Here is a 21,035-nt window from a genome sequence, read left to right as displayed (position 1 = left end):
TTTTATTAGTTCTTGCTCTTGGGAACACGACCAACAGATAATTGTAAAACTTCTTGCTCAACATTTGACATCATTGCAGCGTACGTAGATTCGTATTGATATCCATTCTCCATACGAGAAGGATCAGATAACCATTGTTCAAAATGTTTGTCGAAGATTAACGAGGCTTGAGTCTTTATATCCATTAAATATGTTTCTAATAAAAATACTAAATTTTAACAAAAAGGGAAATTTGTCGTACACCCTATAATATTTATAAGGGTTTATTCGTATTTTAATATCTCCTTTGGCAAAAAGCCCAGTAGCATTAGCTGTATTATATACTGCCTGTATAATTTCCTCTGGGGGTTTTAATTCAAGAATATGTTCTGAGCAATCTAAGATAAAATGAGGCATATTTTTTTAATATAAAATATTGAAAGATAATTGTTGAGTATATAATAGTACTTACACTTTTTGATCTTGAATTTTGCCTTGTAGCATTTTTATTTCATCTCGTAATTGAGCAGCAGATACAAAATCTAATTCTTTGGCAGCTTTTTCCATTGCGGTACGTACATTACGAATACGAGATTCAAGTTGTTCCTTGGTGTAATATGCAGTTTCTTCTTCTGCAGCTTTTAGAGTAGGAGCAGCCTCGAATGTGTATGGTTCTATTTTTTTTCCATATAAAGCATTGTCCATAGATTTTTTGATCGCAGTAGGGGTAATGCCATGTTTGGTATTATAATCCATTTGTTTTTGACGTCTGTATTCTGTATCATCCATAGTTTTTTGCATGCTATCTGTAATTTTATCTGCATACATAATCGCTTTTCCGTTTACATTTCTAGCAGCTCGTCCTACAGTTTGTACCAAAGATCTTTTATTTCTTAAAAAGCCTTCTTTGTCAGCATCAAGAATAGCAACCAATGATACCTCTGGTAAATCTAGTCCTTCTCGTAATAGATTTACTCCTATAAGGACATCAAAAATACCTTTTCGTAGATCTTGCATAATTTCTACTCGTTCTAATGTATCTACATCACTATGAATATATCTACATCGTATGTCAATTCGTATAAGGTATTTAGCCAGCTCTTCTGCCATTCTTTTGGTAAGGGTTGTTACCAAAATACGTTCGTCTACATCAATTCTCTTATGCATTTCTTCAATCAAATCATCAATCTGATTAAGGCTTGGACGAACCTCTATAACAGGGTCTAATAATCCTGTAGGTCTGATAATTTGTTCTACATAGATACCTTCACTCTTCTGTAGTTCATAATCAGCGGGGGTAGCACTAATATAGATAACTTGGTTTTGTAATGCTTCAAGCTCTTCAAATTTTAAAGGTCTGTTATCCATAGCAGCAGGAAGTCTAAAACCATATTCTACGAGATTTTCTTTTCTAGAGCGGTCACCACCATACATAGCATGCGTTTGGGGTACAGTGACATGACTTTCATCAATAATCATCAAATAATCATCTGGAAAATAATCTAATAGACAGAATGGTCTTGTGCCAGGAGCTCTGCCATCTAGATATCGAGAGTAGTTCTCGATTCCTGAGCAATACCCAAGCTCTTTTATCATCTCTAAGTCAAAATTAGTGCGTTCTTCCAATCGCTTAGCTTCTAGGTGTTTTCCAATTTCTTTAAAGTATTCTATCTGTTTACCTAGATCAAGAGCGATCTGATCAATAGAAGCATTTAATACTTCTGGTGAGGTAACAAACATATTAGCAGGGTAGATATTCAGTCGATCATATTTTTCGATGATAGCATTTGTTTGTACATTAAAGGCTTCAATTTCTTCGATTTCATCTCCAAAAAAATGAATTCTAAAAGCGTCATCAGCATAGCTAGGAAAAATATCTACAGTATCTCCTTTGATTCTAAAGTTTCCATGTTTGAATTCGGCTTCGGTTCTTGAATAAAGACTTTGTACCAAGCGGTGCAATAATGCAGTTCTGGATACAAGTTGTCCTGCTTCTATAGAAATTACATTTTTCTGAAATTCTACGGGGTTACCTATACCGTATAAGCAAGAAACAGAAGCTACTACAAGCACATCTCTTCTGCCAGAAAGAAGAGAGGACGTAGCACTAAGTCTCAGTTTTTCAATCTCATCATTGATAGATAAGTCTTTTTCTATATAAGTTCCTGAAGTAGGAATGTAAGCTTCTGGTTGATAATAATCATAGTAGGATACAAAGTATTCTATTGCGTTTTTAGGAAAAAACTGTTTAAACTCTGAATAGAGCTGTGCTGCCAGTGTTTTGTTATGTGCTAATATAAGTGTAGGTCGTTGTACACTTTTTATGACATTGGCGGCAGTAAATGTTTTTCCTGATCCTGTTACTCCCAGAAGAGTTTGGTATTTCTCGTTGGATTCAATACCATTAACGAGTTGTCGGATGGCTTCAGGCTGATCACCTGTAGGCTTGAATTCAGATTCAAGTTCGAACTTCATGTAGCTTTCTTTTTCAGAATAAAGATACTGAACTCATTTTATTCCTTGAAAAAAATGGATCAATAATTATTTTATCCATACTAATTATTGATTAATTTATAACTAGCAATAGTAGCTTCTAGAAATAAGTATACAACCTGTCTCTATTTCTAGAAGCTAACGTAATATTATTATAAGTCTCTTTTTTTGAGTAGATAATACGATAGAAATATAAAAATAGAGGTCCAGCCTAATACGATTAACAATTCATACCAATGTACAGCAAAGTCACGATTTACTTCTTCGCCAACCTGACTGGCGATAGATTTTACGGCATTTAATCTTGTGAATGGTTCTGCAATTAGATTCCACATAGATCCAAAAGGGAAAAAAGCAAATACTTTATCTGCAAATTCCTTTGAATACTTAGACATTAAGTAGATGTATGGAAAAATTTCTGCTATAATAAACCACATAAATAAAAAGCCTAAAGCAAACGCAGATCGCTTAATAAGTATTCCTACAAATAAGCAAAAGGAGAAAAAACCAACTAATTTTATAAAATAAGCGATCAAATACTCTAAATCTCTAAAGATGATACCTACTTCATTAAAATCAGAAAATGATAAGCCTAAGAGTAGGGATACAACAAAAATAAATAGTGTAGAGATAGCAGAAAAAGCTAATACAGTAAGAAACTTTGATAATATAAATTCTTTTTTGCTCAATCCATCGATTAGGTTCTGTTTTAAAGTTTTATTACTGTATTCATTGGCGACCATAGATACTATGATGATTGCCAAAAAGAGTTTAAAAAGAGCGGCAATAAAGGTGTTAAAATGCCAGATATATGGAAAGCTAAAGATTCCCATCTCTGCAAGATGAAATCGTATTGGTCCAATATTAAATTTGATTGATGCAAATAGCGCAATCGAGACTAATAAACCAAAGTAACATAAAATTAAGAATTTACTTGATTTATTATTCCAAAGTTTTATGAATTCTATCTGAAGGAGTCGTAACATGGTTTTTAGTTTAAATTGTTGGTTAATTGTAAGAATTGTTCCTCTAAGCTTTCTTTTCTTTTTACAAGATGAGTAAGTACAATTCCTTCTTCAAAAAGTTGCCTGTTAAGGCTTTCTGCATCTAATTCTTCTGCTAAAAAGGCAGTGATTTTGTTGTCTTCCCCTTCTTTAAAATCTTTAAAGGTATTTTGTTTTGATAACCATGTGAGTAATGCAGATTTTCGCTCACTTTTTAACTCAAAGAACCCAAAACTTTTATTCATATCATCAACGGGTCCAGAGTATAATTTTACCCCTTTTCTTATGATAACAACGTGGCTACATACTTTTTCTACTTCGTCTAGTAAATGAGAAGCTAATAATATGGTAGTGCCTTTTGCAGCAATCTTTTTAATAATTTCCCTGATCTGATGTATACCTTGTGGGTCTAGACCATTGGTAGGTTCATCTAGAATAAGGATTTCTGGATCGTTAAGCAATGCAGATGCGATGGCTAGACGCTGCTTCATTCCTAAAGAGAAAGTTTTGAATTTACTGTTTTTTCTATCTAATAAGCCTACTGTTTCAAGTTTTTCATCGATTTTATGATCAGATACACCTTTGATTTTACATACCAGTTTAAGGTTCTGTTCTGCGGTCATGTATGGATAAAAATTAGGACGCTCAATAATAGCTCCTACCTTTTTTAATGCTTGGTGTGTAGACGTGTTTCCGTCAAACCAAGTAAAGTTACCAGAAGTGCTATTAACGACATTGAGAACAATGCCCAAGGTAGTAGATTTACCACTTCCATTAGGTCCAAGAATGCCGTATACATTTCCTTTTTTTATAGTAAAAGAGAGGTCTTTGACGGCGGTAAGTGCCCCAAATTTTTTGGTGAGGTTATTTATAGTGAGAATATTTTCCAATTGTAATTGTTTTTGGTGGTTATATAAAACAAGACGACAAGTATAAGGTTTTGTTACAAGAAAACTAGAGGTTATCTATTGATTTTTGATGATACAGGAGTTCTGATAGTGTTTGGTTTTCTAAATATTTTTTTTGAAAAAAGTATGTAAACTTGATTCAGGGTTCTTGATTTGTTGTTTTAAAAGGTTGTAACTTGCTTTGTGAAATGATAGAAGATTATGGCAGAAAAACTAATGTCAAGAAAAAAACCTACGTATCCTATTAATGATAAATTGGATGCTTATCTGAAAGAGTGTAATCGTACCATTAAAATCCCAGTATTTTATGATGATTTACTTAGATTTTCGGGGTCTATAGTTGTGTATGATAGTAATGATGAAGATACATTATGGGTACGTGTGTATTATGAAGAACATGAACGATTAGAAATAGAATCAAGCTTAAAAAAAGCATATTCAATTCTTCATTCTGATGGTAATGAGGATGCAATAGAGTTTTTGAATATTGATGCAATTGATTATTGTACTTTTGGAAACTCAAAGCCTTTTAGAATAAAAGTAAGGAACATTCTTAATGATAACTATACTTATATTTATGTAAAGAAGGCAGATGCATCACGTATCTATGGTTTAGAATTGGAACATATGCTTTCTCCAAACCGAATCAACTTTTTGGTATATAAAAATACATTGATAGAGGAGCACATTGCTGGAATTCCTGGCGATGTGTTTATCAAGGATTTTTTGTCAGATTTGAGTGACCAAGCAAAATCACAGATAGCTAAGGAATTTGTGAAATTTAATGAACGTTGCCAAGTGAGGTTATTGGGAGATATGCGATCTTATAATTATGTGATTATCCCAATTCATGATTTTGATCATGTAGAATACAAAATTAGGGCTATTGATTTTGATCAACAGTGTTATGAAGGGAAATTAAAGGTGTATCAACCTCAGTTTTTTAAAGAAAATTATGATATGGTGGCTATTGTAATGAATAAATTACAGCCTAATTCTATCGAACAGTATAAGAAAGAAGAGCGTTCTATCTTGGCAAAAAGAGTACTTACATCAAGATCTCGTTATGAAACTCTGGTAACATGTATGTGTAAAGATGTTATCTCTACAGAAGAGAATTTAAAAGAGTTACGAGAACATTTGTACAATTTTACTCTGGATTTAAAATTTAGACGTAGTAAATCTATGGGAGAAGTACTAAAAACAGCAATGGATTTCGTGAGGCGAAATTATGAAAACGTAAATATGAAACGTTTGTTGGAGGGGGATTAAAATTACTAAATGTATACCTTGAGTTATTAGAAGTTCTATTGTATAAAACGGATTTGATTTTACCCAGGGTTTGCTGTAACCTTTACTTTTTTTATTACTTTACCAGTTTGTGCATTGATTACATAGCACCATGATTTGGCATGTTGTGTAACCTCTGGGTCTTGTGGCTCATCTATAAAGACTTTCCATACATAAGTCTTTTTTACATCAGTTACCAAGCTATCTCTGGTAATAGCAAATATAGAATCTCTCTTTCTTTTTAATCCTTCTGTAATCTTTAGAGCTTCTTTATAACAAATAGGATATTTATCTGCTTGCCTATAGTCAATAACTTTAGTGATGTTGCCGATATTATCGTAATAGGTTGCTTTATTTATAAGTATTGAATGATACATAAAATATGATACTAAAGATTGACCTTTAGTATCATATTTTATGGTTTTTTCTATGTTTGCCTGTTTATCTGTTTGTTTGTTTGTTATAACACTGTCTCCTTTCCATTGATATATAATATTAGTATAGCTATCATTATTTTCAATAATTATATTCCCTCCTTTTTTTAATTGCTTTTTATATCTATCTATATCAAAGGTCATTTCTTCTTGGGTAATCGTAAATATAGGGTCGTCATAATTACATAATGTATCATTGGTAGTAAACTGTTTGGTACTATCACAGGCAGTAATACATATACAGATGGTTATAATTGTAATACAATATGTTTTCATTACTTTGTGTATTTACTGTTATATAATTGATCCCACTGCCATTTATGGGTTTGTTTTTTGATACTACTATAATCCATATAATTTTTGGTACTCTTTTTTGTAAAGGTATGTTTTTGCCCTTTATTTATTGTTTTGCCCTTTTTATCTTTTTCTATAAAGGTATGGGGTAGTCCTATAGCATGCAAGACCTCATGAGGGATTTCTACAGCAGATTGTATCTTTTCGTTTTTTATAAACATAGCAGAGACCCCACTTGCTGTTAAACTGATCCCATTAGAATAATCATAAGCATCATTATCATTAGGGATTCTACACTTTAGGTTGGTAAGAAATAGAATAATCTCATTCGCAACATTAGTGGTACCTATGGTATCGACTTTATAAAGATGATGCAACTCTCTAAGAAATGTAGTTTTATCAGCCTCAGTAAATTTGATACGATCGCCTTTTTGAAATGTAGTATCAAACTCAGCTAGAGATTGCTTGATATAGTTTCCTTTTTGATCTAGCTTACTTTTGGCAGTTAATGCTCTTAGTTTATGGATATCCAGTATCTCTGCTTCTTCATTAACAATATCTACATCTATCAAAGCAGGAGCTAAGGCTTTTTTTAGATAACTTTCTAGTTTTTGTTTTGTAATTTTTTTTCCTAATTCATCTTTATCAGGGTTTACTAATCCCCCTTTGATCTCTACAAACACCCATCTTAGTTGTATAGATTTGGGTTTAGGGTGATATATCTCTAGCATACCTGCGGGATTGTTATCTGCGGTAATCTTGATCTGTGAGAGATCAGTAGCATTATTGAGGCAACGTATGGTTACTTCTTTGGCATCTATAATATCGGTAGGGTGTATATCAAAATCAGGATGAGGTTCTATCTGCACAGTGCTGTATTCGTTTCTACTACGGGTGGTATGATCTAGTTGCAGGGTAATAGTCTGGTCTTTTCTCATACTAAGTATAGGTGCAGCATAATCCTCGCCATCTACCTCGATACGGGTATAGGCATTGTGGTAGTTGGTTTTGTCTGAGGTACAGTTGCGTTCTAGTGATTTGCTCCACTCATCCCAACCATAATTGCCCTTACTTAGTTCATTACGATTGGGTTTAAAGATGGTTTTCCATTTTTTTATAAGTTCTTCCTCCTCCTCTTGGGCTATAGGTTGGTTTGTAGAGGTAGCGTCATTTTCTCTCCACCATTTAGAGAGTACCTGTTCGCCATTACGTATTACAACAGGGGTAGAGATTAGCAGAATATAGACAGGCCCATCTATGGTATATCCTATATTTTTTAGCCCCACACAAAAAGCTCCTTGAAACTCTAGTGTTTTAAACATCTTATCTCCCTCAAAGGATTTTTCTTCTATTGTACATCCTTTTCTCATATTGGGGGCTAATGCCCACTCATCAAACAGGTAGGTCCATCTGCCTATATCGGGTACTATTATTTGGTAGAATCCTCCTTGTGGCGCAGTAGATGGTCTCCCATTCCAATCGGTTTGTTGTTGTACTACTTCTGTATACGACAGCACAGGAATACTATACCCATCGATATAGAGTTTTACATTACTTCGCATGTTATGACTTTAGATTTTAATGAGTTGTGTGTGTTTAAATTTTACAATGAGGTAAATATAACACAAACAGAATTACTTTGCTTATAGATATTTATATAATTGTTACGGTTTTACCACAAAACTTACTGTGTAAGTAATTGTTTAATAGGGTTTTGCGGCATGCTTTATTGAACACTCCCAATAAGGGGGTACCCCCTTATTGGGAGGGGGTGAAAAAGAAAACCCAGATTTTTTATCTGGGTTTGTATTTTAGGTTATTTGATTTTCTTTTCTAATTCTAAATTTTTCTGTTTAAGTAAAGTTACTTCTTTTTGAAGTTTTGCCGTTTTCTTATTCTGTTCAATCATATATATAGTGAGTTCTTCAATTTTTTGAAGTAATTTGGCATTCATTTCTCCAAGTTGAATACCGTTTTGCGTTACTTCTTCAGCAGAAGGGATATCAGGTAAATGTCCTTTTTCTATAATATGATTTTCAACCTCTTCTAAGGTTTGTAAGTTGTACTCATGTTCAAAAACGTAATCAGGCCAGATGGACAGATCGACTTTTACTTCTTTAGCATGTATTTTACCATTTACGGCCAGCTTAGAGTCGGGGCTTGATGTTCCGATTCCTACATTACCATTTTTTAATATTGACATCTTACTTCCTCCATCAATTTGAAAGCCAAATCGAGAATTAGTTGCTCCTCCAACAATATTGATGTAGCTGTTGCCATCTCCAGAATTAAAAAGACTTACATGTCTATCATTAGAGTATGATGTTTTAATAACTCCTCTAACTTCTAGTTTTGAAGAAGGAGTAGTCGTTCCTATCCCAAGCTTACCATTGGCTGTCATTGTCATCATTTTTGTAGTGTAACTGGTCCATGAAAATAAGGGTCTGGTTTGTATGGGGCCAGCTGGTCTTCGAGCATCAAATGTTACTATGGAGTGTCCTCCATTATCATTGTTGTCAGATGTGGATCCCATAACATATATTGATGGTCTATTATCTGATTCATGATGCCCTTTTAGTGTTGGTATGAATTGGTTTACAGTTCCTGTAGCATTGGAAATTTGAAAATAATCATTAGGAGCATCAGATACTTTGAATTTGGCTAAATCTTCTGTTTGCCCAGAATTTGATTGAACAACAAATCTGGCAGTAGGACTTACTGTTCCAACTCCTGTATTATTACCGTTAACAGGAAAGGTGCTTTGAGCAATACTAGTTAATGATAACAATGCACATGACATTGATAGAAATACAATTTTCTTCATAATTATAAATTAGGTGAATAATGATGTTATTGTAGGGTAGGAAATGATGATAAAAATACAAAAAAAAAACTATCCTAAAAAGGATAGTAATTGTAAAAAAAATAGATGCTTTTGACAGAAGATAAAAACACAATTAGATAGAAAATTCAATGCCTTTATCTTCTGATAATAATATCGGTTATTTTATGTTTTTTGTTCTTTATTGAAGTATACTAGGTAGTAATACATTTGTTTTTCTTCGTCCCAGCCTTTTTCTACAAATTTTTCTGCTGATTCAGGATTTATAAAATCCATTTTTATTTGCACATTGGTATCTAGGTTGATGACGTTTTTAATTTTCTTACGAGCAGCTGTTACTGCATTATTGGCAATAGGGAATGTAGTAAGGTCTTCTATGTGGTATTTAGGTGCTTTTTCTTCTTTATAATGCTTAAATTCTGGAATAAGATCTGGATTGTCTATTACATCGTTTAGAAATGCGGTTTCTTCAAACTCATCATTTTTGGCAAAATGATTTACAGCACGATTCATAAACATTACTTCTTCTTTCTTATCTTCTGCGGGTAGTACTACATCTTTAGCAAAATCCTGGCAGAATTTCATGTACTTTTTAGTGTAAAAATTTTCATCTGCAAAAGCTTCTACTCCAAGAAAATGTTCTAACCAGTATTTGGTGTCATATTTGTTGGAATCTACAGATAGAATTTTATATCCTTCTTCTTTCTTATGATTAAAGATAAGACATCCTTTATCAAGCTTGTTAAGATTTACCCCTTGTTGAATCAATAATTCGATATCAGACTCTTTTTGTCCAAATTGAAGAAAATCATGTTTTAATTCTGATTTAAATATACCTACAGCATCAACTTTTTCATTATCAATAGTTACATTGTCGAGGTAGGTAATATATACTTCTCCGCTTTTGATATGAGGGTGTTGTGATTGTTCAAAAAGTAAAGAGGCAATTCGCTTAGATTTTTCGTGTACCGATGAAGGGTGGTCAAAAATCTCGGATACAATCTTATATAATGGATTGAATTCTATATCTACTTCATTGGCAAACTGAAAATAATTTTCTTCTTTTTCTCTAAAAGGTTTAAAGAAGTATTCTTTAAGTAGCGCAGTTAATTCATCATTGAGTGTATATGGAGATTCTGATAAGAAAATGTTTTCGTTTTTGTTCTTATTTCCTATCTGGTGAACTGATAACGATTCAATCTGCGTGCTATATAAGTTGATCATAATCTTATTATTTCAAAATAACAAAGTAGTGTTATTACTAAGTCACTTTTAGTTTAAAAATTTTAATGTTTTCGATCCCTCACAGAGGGTTTGATATTTTCAGATTTGTTTCAAAATCAAAAAACCTTTTCAAAAAAGCGTATCAGGTAAACTAGCTCCTAGGTTATTGATTTCTATAGGTATTCTTTATAAATAGAGTTAATTCCAGTTTTCGTCAAAACCAAGATCTCCATACTCATCAAAGTCTATAAAATCATCATTGTCATCATCCTCGTTATATTCGTCATCTGCTACAAACTCTTTTTCAGGAGCTTGATCTGGTATTTGGCCATGAATATACATTATGTTTGGATATTCTCTTCCGTTTTCATATTCTGCTACTTCCGCTAGTTCCACAAGAAATGTCCACATATTAAGAAAGTCATAGACATAGATTAGTCTAGGAGAACTTTCATTAGCTACATCACTAAGTGTGGTCTCATTCATTAATCGAACAGGTTGATTTCCTTCACTCATATCAAATAGAGATATTTCTTCTCCTTGATTCCATTGCTCATCACTCACATAAAAAGAAGCCATTTCGGTTCCGTCAAAACCAAAAGACTGAGTAATCACATTGTGAAACTGCTCTAAGGTAGTATCTTGCTCTATTTCAATGTCTCTAAACACATCTTCTTCTGTATCCAGAATTATTCTGAAACGGTATATCATTTTTTTACTAATTAAGAAATGCAAAGATACTACAAAAGCATTATTATTTACTAAAACGATGTAATGAAAAAGTCATTGCCCCTAATAAGAAAAAAGCTACAACTTGATGCAGAACTCCTAGTGTGATAGGTACTCTATAAATCAAGGTGAAAATACCTAGTAGGAATTGAAGACATACGATGAATAATAGCGTATTGAGAGCATTAGACTGAATGTAGTTTTTTTCCATCTTTTTACTTCGATACCAAATAAAAATAATGAAACCAACAACAAGATATGCTAGATAGCGGTGTATGAACTGAACGCCGCTTTTTCCCTCGATAAAGTTTTTTATAAAAGGGGATTGCTCGATATATACAGATTCATGAATTACTGTTTGATCATTCATTAATGGCCAGTGATTATGTAAAAGACCTGCATCGAGCCCTGCTACAAAAGCACCATAGATAATTTGTAGTAAAAGAAAACCAAGTCCCCATCTAATGAGGTTTCTAAATTTGATATTTACTGTTTTTCTTGTTGGATAGATAAGATCTAGAGCAACCCATAATGTATATGCAAAAGTTATAAATGCAGCAGTAAGGTGCATTGCAAGGCGATAATGACTTACATCTGGTCTATCAATCAACCCACTTTTTACCATAAACCATCCCAGAAACCCTTGAAAACCTCCCATGAGCATCAATAGTATTGATTTTTTGATAGTGGGTTTGGTTAATTGTTTTCTGATTAAAAAGTAAATAAAGGGAATTATGAATACGACGCCAATAAATCTTCCTATAACTCTATGAAACCATTCCCAAAAGTAGATGTTTTTGAAATCTTGGAGGGTGAATTGGTGATTGATTTTTTGATATTCAGGATATTGCTTATATAGATCAAAAGCAGCATTCCATTCGTTATCATTCATAGGAGGGATTGTTCCTGAAATCAATTTGTAGTTAGAAATTGATAATCCCGAATGGGTAAGTCTCGTTATTCCACCAACAACAACCATAACAAAAATTAATACACATCCTGTAAGTAGCCAGTATATTACTCTTTTATTGTCTTTTTTCATTTTTTTACACCTTAAAAAGGTATTTAGTTATTTTTTAACCCCAGTTCCTCTCCTTTTCTTATCATATATTCATAAGCGGCTTCATGCTCATTAGGTATTTCTCCTTCTAGAATGGCTTCTTTGATTGCCTCTTTGATGATTCCGATCTCACGAGAAGGCCTGATATTAAAAGTGGTCATAATCTCTTCTCCAGTAACAGGAGGTTGAAAATTACGAATATGATCACGTTCTTCTACCTCGATCATTTTCTGTCTTACAATCTTAAAATTATTATGATATTTCTTAAAACGTTTTGGGTTTTTTGTAGTGATATCTGCTTCACAAAGAGTCATTAATTGTTCTATATAATCTCCAGCATCAAATACAAGTCTTCTTACGGCAGAATCGGTAACCTCTGATGCAATGACGATAGGTCTAGAACTCATCAATACCATTTTCTGAACAAATTTCATTTTGTCATTTAATGGCATTTTTAACCTTTTAAAAAGTTTGAATACCATTTTTGAACCTACAAATTCATGTCCATGAAAAGTCCATCCTACTTTTTTACTAAATCTCTTTGTAGGAGCTTTGCCTATATCATGTAATAATGCTGCCCAGCGTAACCAAAGGTTATCAGTATTATTAGCAATATTATCTACAACCTCTAGAGAGTGATAGAAATTGTCTTTGTGTTTTTGTCCTTCAACTTCATCAATACCTTTTAGAGCTGTAATTTCTGGAAGAATATAGGCTAATAAGCCTGTTTGTTCAAGTAGTTTAAAACCAATTGAAGGTTTTTTACTCAACAATATTTTATGTAATTCATCTACAATACGCTCTTTGGTAATTATCTTAATGCGATCTTTATTGTCTATTATTGCTTTTAATGAAGTTGACTCTATTTTGAAATTAAGTTGTGTCGCAAAACGAATAGCCCGCATCATTCTCAAGGGGTCATCAGAATAGGTGATATCTGGATTTAGAGGAGTGCGAATTATTTTTGATTGTAAGTCTTCTAGCCCATTAAAAGGGTCTAATATATCTCCTTTGTTTTTAGTAGATAAGTGTAAAGCTAATGCATTGATTGTAAAATCACGTCTATTTTGATCGTCTGTCAGGGTTCCGTTTTCTACAATAGGGTTACGACTATCTTCAGAATAAGATTCTTTTCTTGCACCGACGAATTCGATTTCTATATCGTCAGCTTTTAGCATGGCAGTCCCGTAAGTTTTAAAAATCTGTACTTTGGGACGATGCGGTAATAGTTTTGAAACTTCTTTAGCTAATGCTATTCCGCTTCCTACAGTTACAATATCAATATCTTTGGCTGTTCCTCTTTGTAATATATGATCTCTTACAAAACCACCAATGACATAACTATCCAATTGTAAATTTTCAGACGCTTGAATGATGGTGTTAAAAATGGGGTGTTGTAAGGCTTCTTTATAATTTTTGACTTCCGACATGAATCAATTACTTCCTAATAATTTTTACGGTGCTATCGCCTCCGATCTTAATAACAGAAGAGGGTTTTGCTCCTTTATTTTGTAAGGGCAAATTTACAACATAGTCCACGCCTTCCAAAATTGCAGAAGATATTTCTTTAAAGTTTTTTGGAGCAGGTACTCCACTTATATTGGCAGAAGTAGAAACAATTGGCCTTTTAAATTTTCGGATTAATTTTCCACAAAAAGGATCTCTTACCACTCGTATTCCTAGTGTATTGTCTGTAGCAATAATATTTTCTGCGACTCGCAAAGGTCTATCGTAAACGATAGTGGTAGGTTTTGTAGCGTACTTTAATACATCATAAGCTACCTCAGGAACTTCTTCTACATATTGTTGTAGCATTTTGAAGTCATTTACTAAACAGATCATTGACTTGCTTTCTTCTCGTTGTTTTAATGCATATATCTTATCGATTGCTTCTGCATTGGTAGCATCACATCCAATACCCCAGACAGTATCTGTAGGGTAGAGGATAATTCCACCCTTTTTGAGGATGGTAATTGTTTTTTCTAATTCTATTTGTTGATCAGGCATTATTTACGGTTTTTTTATAAACTACCAGAGTTTGTTGTGCCATATTGTTGGTAGTAAAATTTTCTATAAGTTTTTTGTATCCTTTCTCAATAAAATCCATTTGTAGTTGTGGGTTTTTAGAAAGATTTACTACATGGTTTGCTAGAGTTTTATGGTCATGCATATCAGAAAGTAATCCATTATTGTTATGTTCTATAATCTCAGGGATACCTCCAACATTTGTAGTGATTACGGGGACTTTATGATACATGGATTCATAGATAAATTGAGGTATTCCTTCACTCTGTGAAGTGATTAGAGAAATATCAAATTGCGGAATAAAGTTTGAAGCGTTGATGGTATACCCCAAAAACAACATATAGTTTTCTAATTTTAATTCTTTTATACGGTTTAATAGAGCTTCTGTTCTTTCAGTAAACGTACCAATTTGTACAAAGAAAAAGTCATTTCTTTTTTCTTTATTGATAAGATTATCTGCAATATCAACCCAAGTGTCAAGATGTTTTGCTCTGATATGATTAGCAATATTCCCTATGATTTTTTTACTCTTCGGAATATTGTATTTATCTCGCAGTTGGAAAGATGTTTCTGAACTTTTTGTTTTTAAATTTGTACCATGATAGATTGTGATAAGTTTATCATGATCGTAGATTCCTTTTTCAGCCACTTTTTTAGTTTCTTCAGATACGCAAAGAATTTTCTTAATCTTAGAATAATTGTATTTGTATAAAGTCTTTTTGCGTTGCTTTATAGGAAATGATGTTTTTTTGCTAAAAATAAATGGAGGTAAGTTATATAGCTTATCTGCAATTATGGCCAACTGAATTGCACTTGGATCATGTATGTGAATCAGGTTTATGGTTTCTTTTTTACAAAAACGCCCAAGTTCGAAAATATACCTTGGATCTATTTTTATACCTAAAGTTGCGGTGGTAAATTGTATACCTGTATTCTTTAACCTTTCATGAAAAGGAGAATTGTTTACACAAAAAATTGTATTCTTGACTTCGGGATTAGTGATAGAAAGTTCGCTACATAGATTTTCGATGTGGTTTTCACCACCACCCCAATTCGTAACGGCTGATAAATGTAGGATATGTATATTATTGTTCTGCAATGGTTTGTTTTTGTTTTAATGATAAACTTAACGGAGCTCCTTTTAAGAATAAGATGAAAAGTTGAAAGTTTTTAGGTTTAAAAATGCATTTAAAAAAGAATTTAGTGGTTAACCACCATCTTAAGATTTCATAGGCTAAATACCCTGAATTCTTTCGTAATACATATAGTAAGGATATCTTGAGCTCTTTTTTGATGGCTATATTTTTTCCAGTACTTTGTCCTTTGAAATGAGTGTATCTTCCTTCTGGTACAAGAAAACAATCACCATTTTTTATGTTTTTAGCAATTCTATAACAAAGATCTGTCTCTTCATAATACAGAAAAATATTAGTGTCAAATCCCCCCACTTTATTAAAAGCATCTGCTTCTACCACTAAAAATGAGCCAGGTACACTCTGTACTTTTATGGGATTGGAATATGTTTTTCTTCTTTTTGGAAATTTAGAAGGATTCATTTTTTCCAATATTTTTCTTCCAAAAAGTTCTCTTCTTAGACTTAAAAAGTGATCAAAAGATTTTTGAACTTCGTCTTTCTCGTTATATTGTTGCGGACAACAAATGGCTGCATCTAGCGTGTTTTCAAGAAAATTAAAAGTTATAGCAAGACAGTCATTTTGTAAAACGGTGTCGTTATTAACAAAGGCATAATATTTGCCATTTGCAAATTGTATCCCATACATATTTCCACCTCCAAATCCAGTATTATATTTACTTCTTACTAATTTTAGATTTGGTAACCTCAGTTGGTCTATTGATTTCTTTAAAACAGTATAATCTTCTATTTCTGAGGCATTGTCAACAACAATAAACTCATAAGAGATTGAAGAAGAGGTCTGTTCTAAAATAGATTTGATACAATCAATGGTAAAAGTGGATGAGTTGTAGTTTATAAGTATTACTGAAATATCTTTCATGATTAGCTTTATGCTTAAAAATCAAAAGTACAAGTTGAAAACAGATTAAACAAATGATTGCGATAGCATTCAAAATTTATAATACAAATCTATGAGATATACTACTGTACTTTTTATTTGAATATATTTGCAGAAATACAAATCTATGGACTATAAAAATAAACCTGAGGGGTATTATGATAATATAAAACATGAAATGGTCAAATATTTACATAATAGTCCTAAAAAGATTATTGATATTGGATTTGGTAATGAAGCATTTGTAGGGGTTTTAAAAGAACAAACAGGTGCTGAGGTGTGGGGTGTAGAGTATATGGATAAAGAGACTCAGGTTGTAAATGGTAAATTAGATAAAATATTTTCAGGAAAGTGGAAAGATTATATTAATGAATTATCTGATAATTATTTTGATACTATATGCTTCAATAATGTCTTAGAATATTTGGTAGATTCATATATGGTTTTGGATATGATAAAGCATACACTTACTTCAAAAGGGTGTAGTAATAAGTTCGATACCATAGTACATAGTATGTTTATGAGAATTTTATTAAAAAAAGATTGGTTATATGAAGATTTTGGCGTGATAGACAGGATTTATCTTAGATTTTTTACAAGAAAAAGGATCCGTAGAATGTATGAGGAAACGGGATATTTGATAATGACAAACGAAGAAATTAATAAATGTAAATCTTTAAAACCTTGTTTGTATAATATTCCGTTGTTTTTTACTCAATTAGATATTAGGTATCCGCAATATGCTACAGTTACAAGATTTAAAAATAATAACTAAGTAATGCAAAATAAATTTGTAATACATCCAAAGTATAGTCCTGTAAGTAATCAAGTAGATAAAGCTATCTTCGAATTTGAAGAATATAAAGAGGTGTTAGGTGCTGCTGAACGTAATGTGATAAAAATAGTAACAATTGGTGGAGAAAGATATACTATAAAGTCTTTTAAAACGCCTAATATTCTTAATCAAGTTGTTTATCGTTTTTTTAGAAAATCAAAAGCAGAAAGATCATACGAATATGCGAATAAACTACTCGAATTTGATATAAATACACCTTTTCCTGTAGCTTATGAGCTTCAGATAACTCTTTTTTTATTTAAGAAAAGTTATTATGTAAGTGAATTAATAGATTGTGATTTGACGTATAGAGAATTAACTACAGATTTCAGTATTCCTGATCATGAAGATATACTTAGGGCTTTTACTAGATTTACATATAAACTTCATGAAAATGGAGTAAATTTTCTTGATCATTCACCAGGTAATACTTTAATAGAAAAAAAAGAGGATGGATATGTATTTTATCTAGTTGATCTGAATCGAATGAAGTTTGGTACTATGGATTTTGATACTAGAATTAAAAACTTTGCTAAACTTACAATTCATAGACCAATGATAGAAATAATGAGTAATGAGTATGCAAAATGTTCTGGTGGAGATGAACAAAAAATATTCAACTTGATGTGGCAATATACCAAAGATTTTCAATATCGTTATTATCGAAAAATCCGTATTAAAAAAAGAATTTTTTTCTGGAAAAAAAAGTATAAAAACGAGATTTCAGATAGCCCTATTTAATTTTTTAATGCTTAGCTATCAATAATTTATTTGATTAACAAAAGCTGTTTGGGGTTGTTGATATTGTGGGAGCAAAAACAAAAAAAATAACAAGATAAATATGCCAGAAAAAATCGATTTTAAAGAGAAATTATATTTTTTAATATTTCATAAATGGAAATATATTATTGCAGTATTATGGTCTAAATTTTATAAAAAATCTGCTGATAAAACAATTAAAAAAGTTGTTTACGTTGCAAGAGAAAAAGATAAAGATTGGATTTTTGGGGCCAAAGTAAGACGTTTGTCTCGGTATTCCTCATTAGATACAGAGACTTATTATCATAATAAATTACGAGATTTGCCCGATGCTGATGCATATTACTACATTTATCAAAATTATTTTTGCCGTTGTATACGTAGTACTCCGAATATATTGAATAAGAAAAATGTAGTAATGTTTACTCATCCTAATTGGTCTAAAAAATACTCTAAAGTACATGTGGTGTGGTGTCTTAATAAAGCAGATTATGTTATTTGCCTCAATTCTGAAATTAAGACATATTTGATAAGTATAGGAGTGAAGCCTAGTATACTTAGAGTTATACATATGGGCACATCGTCTAGCTTTTTTTACAAGCATGAAAGAGGAGCAGGAGATGTAGGGTTTTGTTCTAGTTTTCATCCTAGGAAAAATCCCGATTTAATTTTTGGTTTGGTTAAAAATATGCCTCATCGAGAATTTTATTTGATTGGACGTAATTGGGAAAATTATGATAGGTTTGAGGAGCTTTCTGTCTTACCTAATTTCACATATTATAATAATGTATCTTACAAATCTTATCCAGATCTTTATAATAGGATAGATGTTTTTGTTTCTCCTTCATTATTAGAAGGAGGACCAGTGCCAGTACTTGAGGCTATGATGTCTAATTGTGTTTCAGTGGCATCAAGAACAGGTTTTTGTCCTGATATTATAACACACGGTGAGAATGGATTTTTGTTTGATGTTGAAGCCAATTACAAAGAAGTTGTAGAACTAATAGAAAAAGCTTTTTTACTTAAAACTGATGTAAGAGAAACAGTGTTGTCATATACTTGGGAAAATTGCTCTAAAAAAATCGATGATTTATTTTTAAACTAAAGAGATTTATTTGAATTACTTATATTATTGTAATCCAAGCATAATAAAATATAGGATGAGGTGTGATGAAAGAAGTATAGAGATTCTTAATGCCTTACTTTCGATTTCTTCTAAGTAGCCAAAGTTTTACATACCTCATAAAAACAGCATAACACTGCACGTATCCAATAACAAGCCCAGGTGTACCATCTCTAAAGCCACTCTGTACAATATAATGTTTAAAGAAACTCCAGAAAGGTTTAATGACAAAATGATAGGGGGTTAATTCACCTGTTTTTTTATCATAATCTTCTGCTTGCCAAGTTGCATATTGATTTAATTTATTGATATAAGCATCAAAGGTAGTATATGTGTTGTGGTAAAATTTATTTTTAAGCATACCTACTTTTCCTTCGGTTACGATTTCTTCGTGTACGTGTCTGTCATTGTACTTACATAGATCTCTATGAAATAAACGGATAACTTTATCATTACGCCACCCACTATAGTGAATACGTTCTCCCATAAAATGATTCATGCGCTTGATCCAGTAAGCAACAAAATTATCTTTACTAGGGTTTTTGAGGATTTCTAATACCTCTTCTTTAAGCTCTGGAGTAACCCTTTCGTCAGCATCAACTAATAATATCCATTCATTATTTGCTTGTGGAATAGCCCAGTTTTTTTGATATGAAGGGTAGTCAAAAACTCGTTTTATTATAAAATCAGTATACTCTTTTGCTATTTCTACAGTTTTATCTGTGCTATAAGAATCTACTACCATAATTTCATCAGCAAATGATACGGATTCTAATACACCTCTAATATTATGTTCTTCGTTGTAACAAGGTATTATAGCTGTAACTTTTTGTCTATGTGAAGTATATGTTTCTATGATAAATTATTTTTAAAAGATACAAATTACAGGTTTTTATTTAAAAAAGCACGTAACTGATCAATGAATAATTGAGGCTTAAAATAGGGGTATAATTCTATAGATTTATTTTTAAGTTCTTTGGATGTTTTATCCAAAAATAACTCAGGGAGAAAATCTGATAAATGGACTGACATGTGTTTTTCTCCATCTTCAAACATGTTCCAATCTTTTTTTATGATCCATGGGGAGAAAATTGTAAAAGTAGGTATATCTAATGCTTTAGCCATATTTACAGCTCCTCCTTCATTACCAACCAAAGCATCGCAATGCGATAGAATAGCGAGAAAACCCCGTAAACTTTTAGCAAATACTTCAAAGTGGATGTGCCTTTGTGTTTTTGGCATTGTGATATTGTATATTGTACGAGCATCCTTTTCCTGATTAGGAATGTAATTAAAGAGGATACACGCGTCAGATATATTGACGGTAGCGTCAATTACTTTAGCCATATATTCAAAGGGTAGTGTTTTTCTTTTTTCGCTTCCTAAGACACTAATCATAACTAGAGGTCTTTTTGCTGTAATACCATTGGACTCTAAAAAATCTTTAGCCTTTTGTTTTTCTTCTTTTGTTAAAAATATTTTTGGTCTTGTAATTTCAGAAGCAATTCTGTTTTCAGGAAAAACCAAACGTAGTCTGTTTTCTATTGCAGTGCTAGCATTAGTAATAGGTTTTGGATTTCTTTTAATGGTTTTGGTGTATATAAATTGTGAATACCATTTGTAAAAAGAAACTTTTTGAGAAGCTCCAGAAAATAAAGTAATGAGATTACTTTCTAATTTACCGTAAGCATCGATGACATAATCATATTTGGTTTTTCGTATATCTACCAAGAAAGAATACAAAGCTTTTTTATTGTCTTGGTATTCTTTTTTGAATTCTATAATATTATCATAAAAAGGGTTTTCTATAATAACTGGTTTTGTGTTGGAGTTTACTAGAAAATCAATGGTTGCATCTGGGTGTTCTTTTCGCAATACCTCGCAAATAATAGTACTAGTAAGTACATCACCTATCATTTTTTGTTGAATAACCAAAATCTTCATATACCAGATGTAAAAATAATAGAGCTTGTCTTGAAATAGAAGACAAGCTCCGATTTTTT

At 32.0% G+C, this 21,035-nt stretch carries 20 protein-coding genes; 4 read left to right on the top strand and 16 right to left on the bottom strand.

Going from position 1 to position 21,035, the window contains the following annotated elements:
* Positions 1-5: 5 nt before the first annotated feature.
* The 4 genes from CVD18_RS22340 to CVD18_RS09930 form a co-directional block, all read right to left on the bottom strand.
* Positions 6-185, bottom strand: a complete 180-nt coding sequence (locus CVD18_RS22340) for a hypothetical protein (RefSeq protein WP_146052749.1) — start codon at positions 183-185, stop codon at positions 6-8.
* Between the two features lie 262 nt (positions 186-447).
* Positions 448-2,454: an excinuclease ABC subunit UvrB gene (gene uvrB / locus CVD18_RS09940; RefSeq protein ID WP_103865287.1), complete on the bottom strand. Its 2,007-nt coding sequence runs from the start codon at positions 2,452-2,454 to the stop codon at positions 448-450.
* A 170-nt stretch (positions 2,455-2,624) separates the two neighbouring features.
* A complete protein-coding gene (locus CVD18_RS09935) occupies positions 2,625-3,458 on the bottom strand; it encodes an ABC transporter permease (RefSeq protein WP_103865286.1) in 834 nt (277 codons plus the stop codon).
* 5 nt (positions 3,459-3,463) lie between these two features.
* Positions 3,464-4,366, bottom strand: a complete 903-nt coding sequence (locus tag CVD18_RS09930) for an ABC transporter ATP-binding protein (protein WP_103865285.1) — start codon at positions 4,364-4,366, stop codon at positions 3,464-3,466.
* Between the two features lie 219 nt (positions 4,367-4,585).
* Here CVD18_RS09930 and CVD18_RS09925 point away from each other — a divergent pair, with 219 nt between their 5' ends.
* Positions 4,586-5,656 carry a hypothetical protein gene (locus CVD18_RS09925; protein ID WP_103865284.1) on the top strand — a complete coding sequence of 357 codons (1,071 nt, stop codon included), beginning with the start codon at positions 4,586-4,588 and terminating at the stop codon, positions 5,654-5,656.
* Between the two features lie 59 nt (positions 5,657-5,715).
* Here CVD18_RS09925 and CVD18_RS09920 read toward each other — a convergent pair whose 3' ends face one another.
* From CVD18_RS09920 to CVD18_RS09875, 10 genes are all read right to left on the bottom strand, one after another.
* Positions 5,716-6,384 (bottom strand): hypothetical protein, encoded by a 669-nt coding sequence (locus tag CVD18_RS09920; RefSeq protein WP_103865283.1) that lies wholly within the window; start codon positions 6,382-6,384, stop codon positions 5,716-5,718.
* Positions 6,384-7,964, bottom strand: a complete 1,581-nt coding sequence (gene tssD, locus CVD18_RS22550) for a type VI secretion system tube protein TssD (RefSeq protein WP_158250424.1) — start codon at positions 7,962-7,964, stop codon at positions 6,384-6,386. Before tssD ends, CVD18_RS09920 begins: the two co-directional genes overlap by 1 nt.
* A gap of 254 nt (positions 7,965-8,218) precedes the next feature.
* Positions 8,219-9,226 (bottom strand): hypothetical protein, encoded by a 1,008-nt coding sequence (locus CVD18_RS09910; RefSeq protein ID WP_146052748.1) that lies wholly within the window; start codon positions 9,224-9,226, stop codon positions 8,219-8,221.
* A 183-nt stretch (positions 9,227-9,409) separates the two neighbouring features.
* Positions 9,410-10,468 carry a nucleoid-associated protein gene (locus CVD18_RS09905; protein WP_103865281.1) on the bottom strand — a complete coding sequence of 353 codons (1,059 nt, stop codon included), beginning with the start codon at positions 10,466-10,468 and terminating at the stop codon, positions 9,410-9,412.
* A gap of 198 nt (positions 10,469-10,666) precedes the next feature.
* Positions 10,667-11,179, bottom strand: a complete 513-nt coding sequence (locus CVD18_RS09900) for a hypothetical protein (RefSeq protein WP_103865280.1) — start codon at positions 11,177-11,179, stop codon at positions 10,667-10,669.
* Positions 11,180-11,222: 43 nt separating this feature from the next.
* Positions 11,223-12,239 (bottom strand): COX15/CtaA family protein, encoded by a 1,017-nt coding sequence (locus CVD18_RS09895; protein ID WP_103865279.1) that lies wholly within the window; start codon positions 12,237-12,239, stop codon positions 11,223-11,225.
* 23 nt (positions 12,240-12,262) lie between these two features.
* Positions 12,263-13,687 (bottom strand): CCA tRNA nucleotidyltransferase, encoded by a 1,425-nt coding sequence (locus CVD18_RS09890; RefSeq protein ID WP_103865278.1) that lies wholly within the window; start codon positions 13,685-13,687, stop codon positions 12,263-12,265.
* Between the two features lie 7 nt (positions 13,688-13,694).
* Positions 13,695-14,264, bottom strand: a complete 570-nt coding sequence (locus tag CVD18_RS09885; protein WP_103865277.1) for an L-threonylcarbamoyladenylate synthase — start codon at positions 14,262-14,264, stop codon at positions 13,695-13,697.
* On the bottom strand, positions 14,257-15,381 hold the full coding sequence (locus CVD18_RS09880) for a glycosyltransferase family 4 protein (RefSeq protein ID WP_233194520.1): 1,125 nt from the start codon (positions 15,379-15,381) through the stop codon (positions 14,257-14,259). Before CVD18_RS09880 ends, CVD18_RS09885 begins: the two co-directional genes overlap by 8 nt.
* Entirely contained in the window at positions 15,368-16,297 is a 930-nt protein-coding gene (locus tag CVD18_RS09875) for a glycosyltransferase family 2 protein (protein WP_103865276.1), read from the bottom strand. Before CVD18_RS09875 ends, CVD18_RS09880 begins: the two co-directional genes overlap by 14 nt.
* A 145-nt stretch (positions 16,298-16,442) precedes the next feature.
* On the opposite strand from CVD18_RS09875, the gene CVD18_RS09870 reads away from it, so the two are divergent.
* The 3 genes from CVD18_RS09870 to CVD18_RS09860 all read left to right on the top strand — a co-directional run bounded on the left by CVD18_RS09870 (position 16,443) and on the right by CVD18_RS09860 (position 19,014).
* Positions 16,443-17,090, top strand: a complete 648-nt coding sequence (locus CVD18_RS09870; RefSeq protein WP_233194519.1) for a methyltransferase domain-containing protein — start codon at positions 16,443-16,445, stop codon at positions 17,088-17,090.
* A 3-nt stretch (positions 17,091-17,093) separates the two neighbouring features.
* A complete protein-coding gene (locus CVD18_RS09865; RefSeq protein ID WP_103865275.1) occupies positions 17,094-17,891 on the top strand; it encodes a Kdo domain containing protein in 798 nt (265 codons plus the stop codon).
* A gap of 100 nt (positions 17,892-17,991) precedes the next feature.
* A complete protein-coding gene (locus tag CVD18_RS09860) occupies positions 17,992-19,014 on the top strand; it encodes a glycosyltransferase family 4 protein (RefSeq protein ID WP_103865274.1) in 1,023 nt (340 codons plus the stop codon).
* Positions 19,015-19,108: 94 nt separating this feature from the next.
* On the opposite strand, the gene CVD18_RS09855 is transcribed toward CVD18_RS09860, so the two are convergent.
* Together CVD18_RS09855 and CVD18_RS09850 are read right to left on the bottom strand one after the other, a co-directional pair.
* Positions 19,109-19,888, bottom strand: coding sequence for a glycosyltransferase family 2 protein (locus CVD18_RS09855; RefSeq protein ID WP_103865273.1), 780 nt, complete (start codon positions 19,886-19,888; stop codon positions 19,109-19,111).
* Positions 19,889-19,914: 26 nt separating this feature from the next.
* Entirely contained in the window at positions 19,915-20,976 is a 1,062-nt protein-coding gene (locus tag CVD18_RS09850) for a glycosyltransferase family 9 protein (RefSeq protein WP_103865272.1), read from the bottom strand.
* Positions 20,977-21,035 lie beyond the last annotated feature (59 nt).

The organism is Aquimarina sp. I32.4 (genome assembly GCF_002924285.1).
Classification (GTDB): Bacteria; Bacteroidota; Bacteroidia; order Flavobacteriales; family Flavobacteriaceae; genus Aquimarina.
Note: the sequence above shows the minus strand (reverse complement) of the source record. Positions and strands in the feature narration are given on the sequence as shown.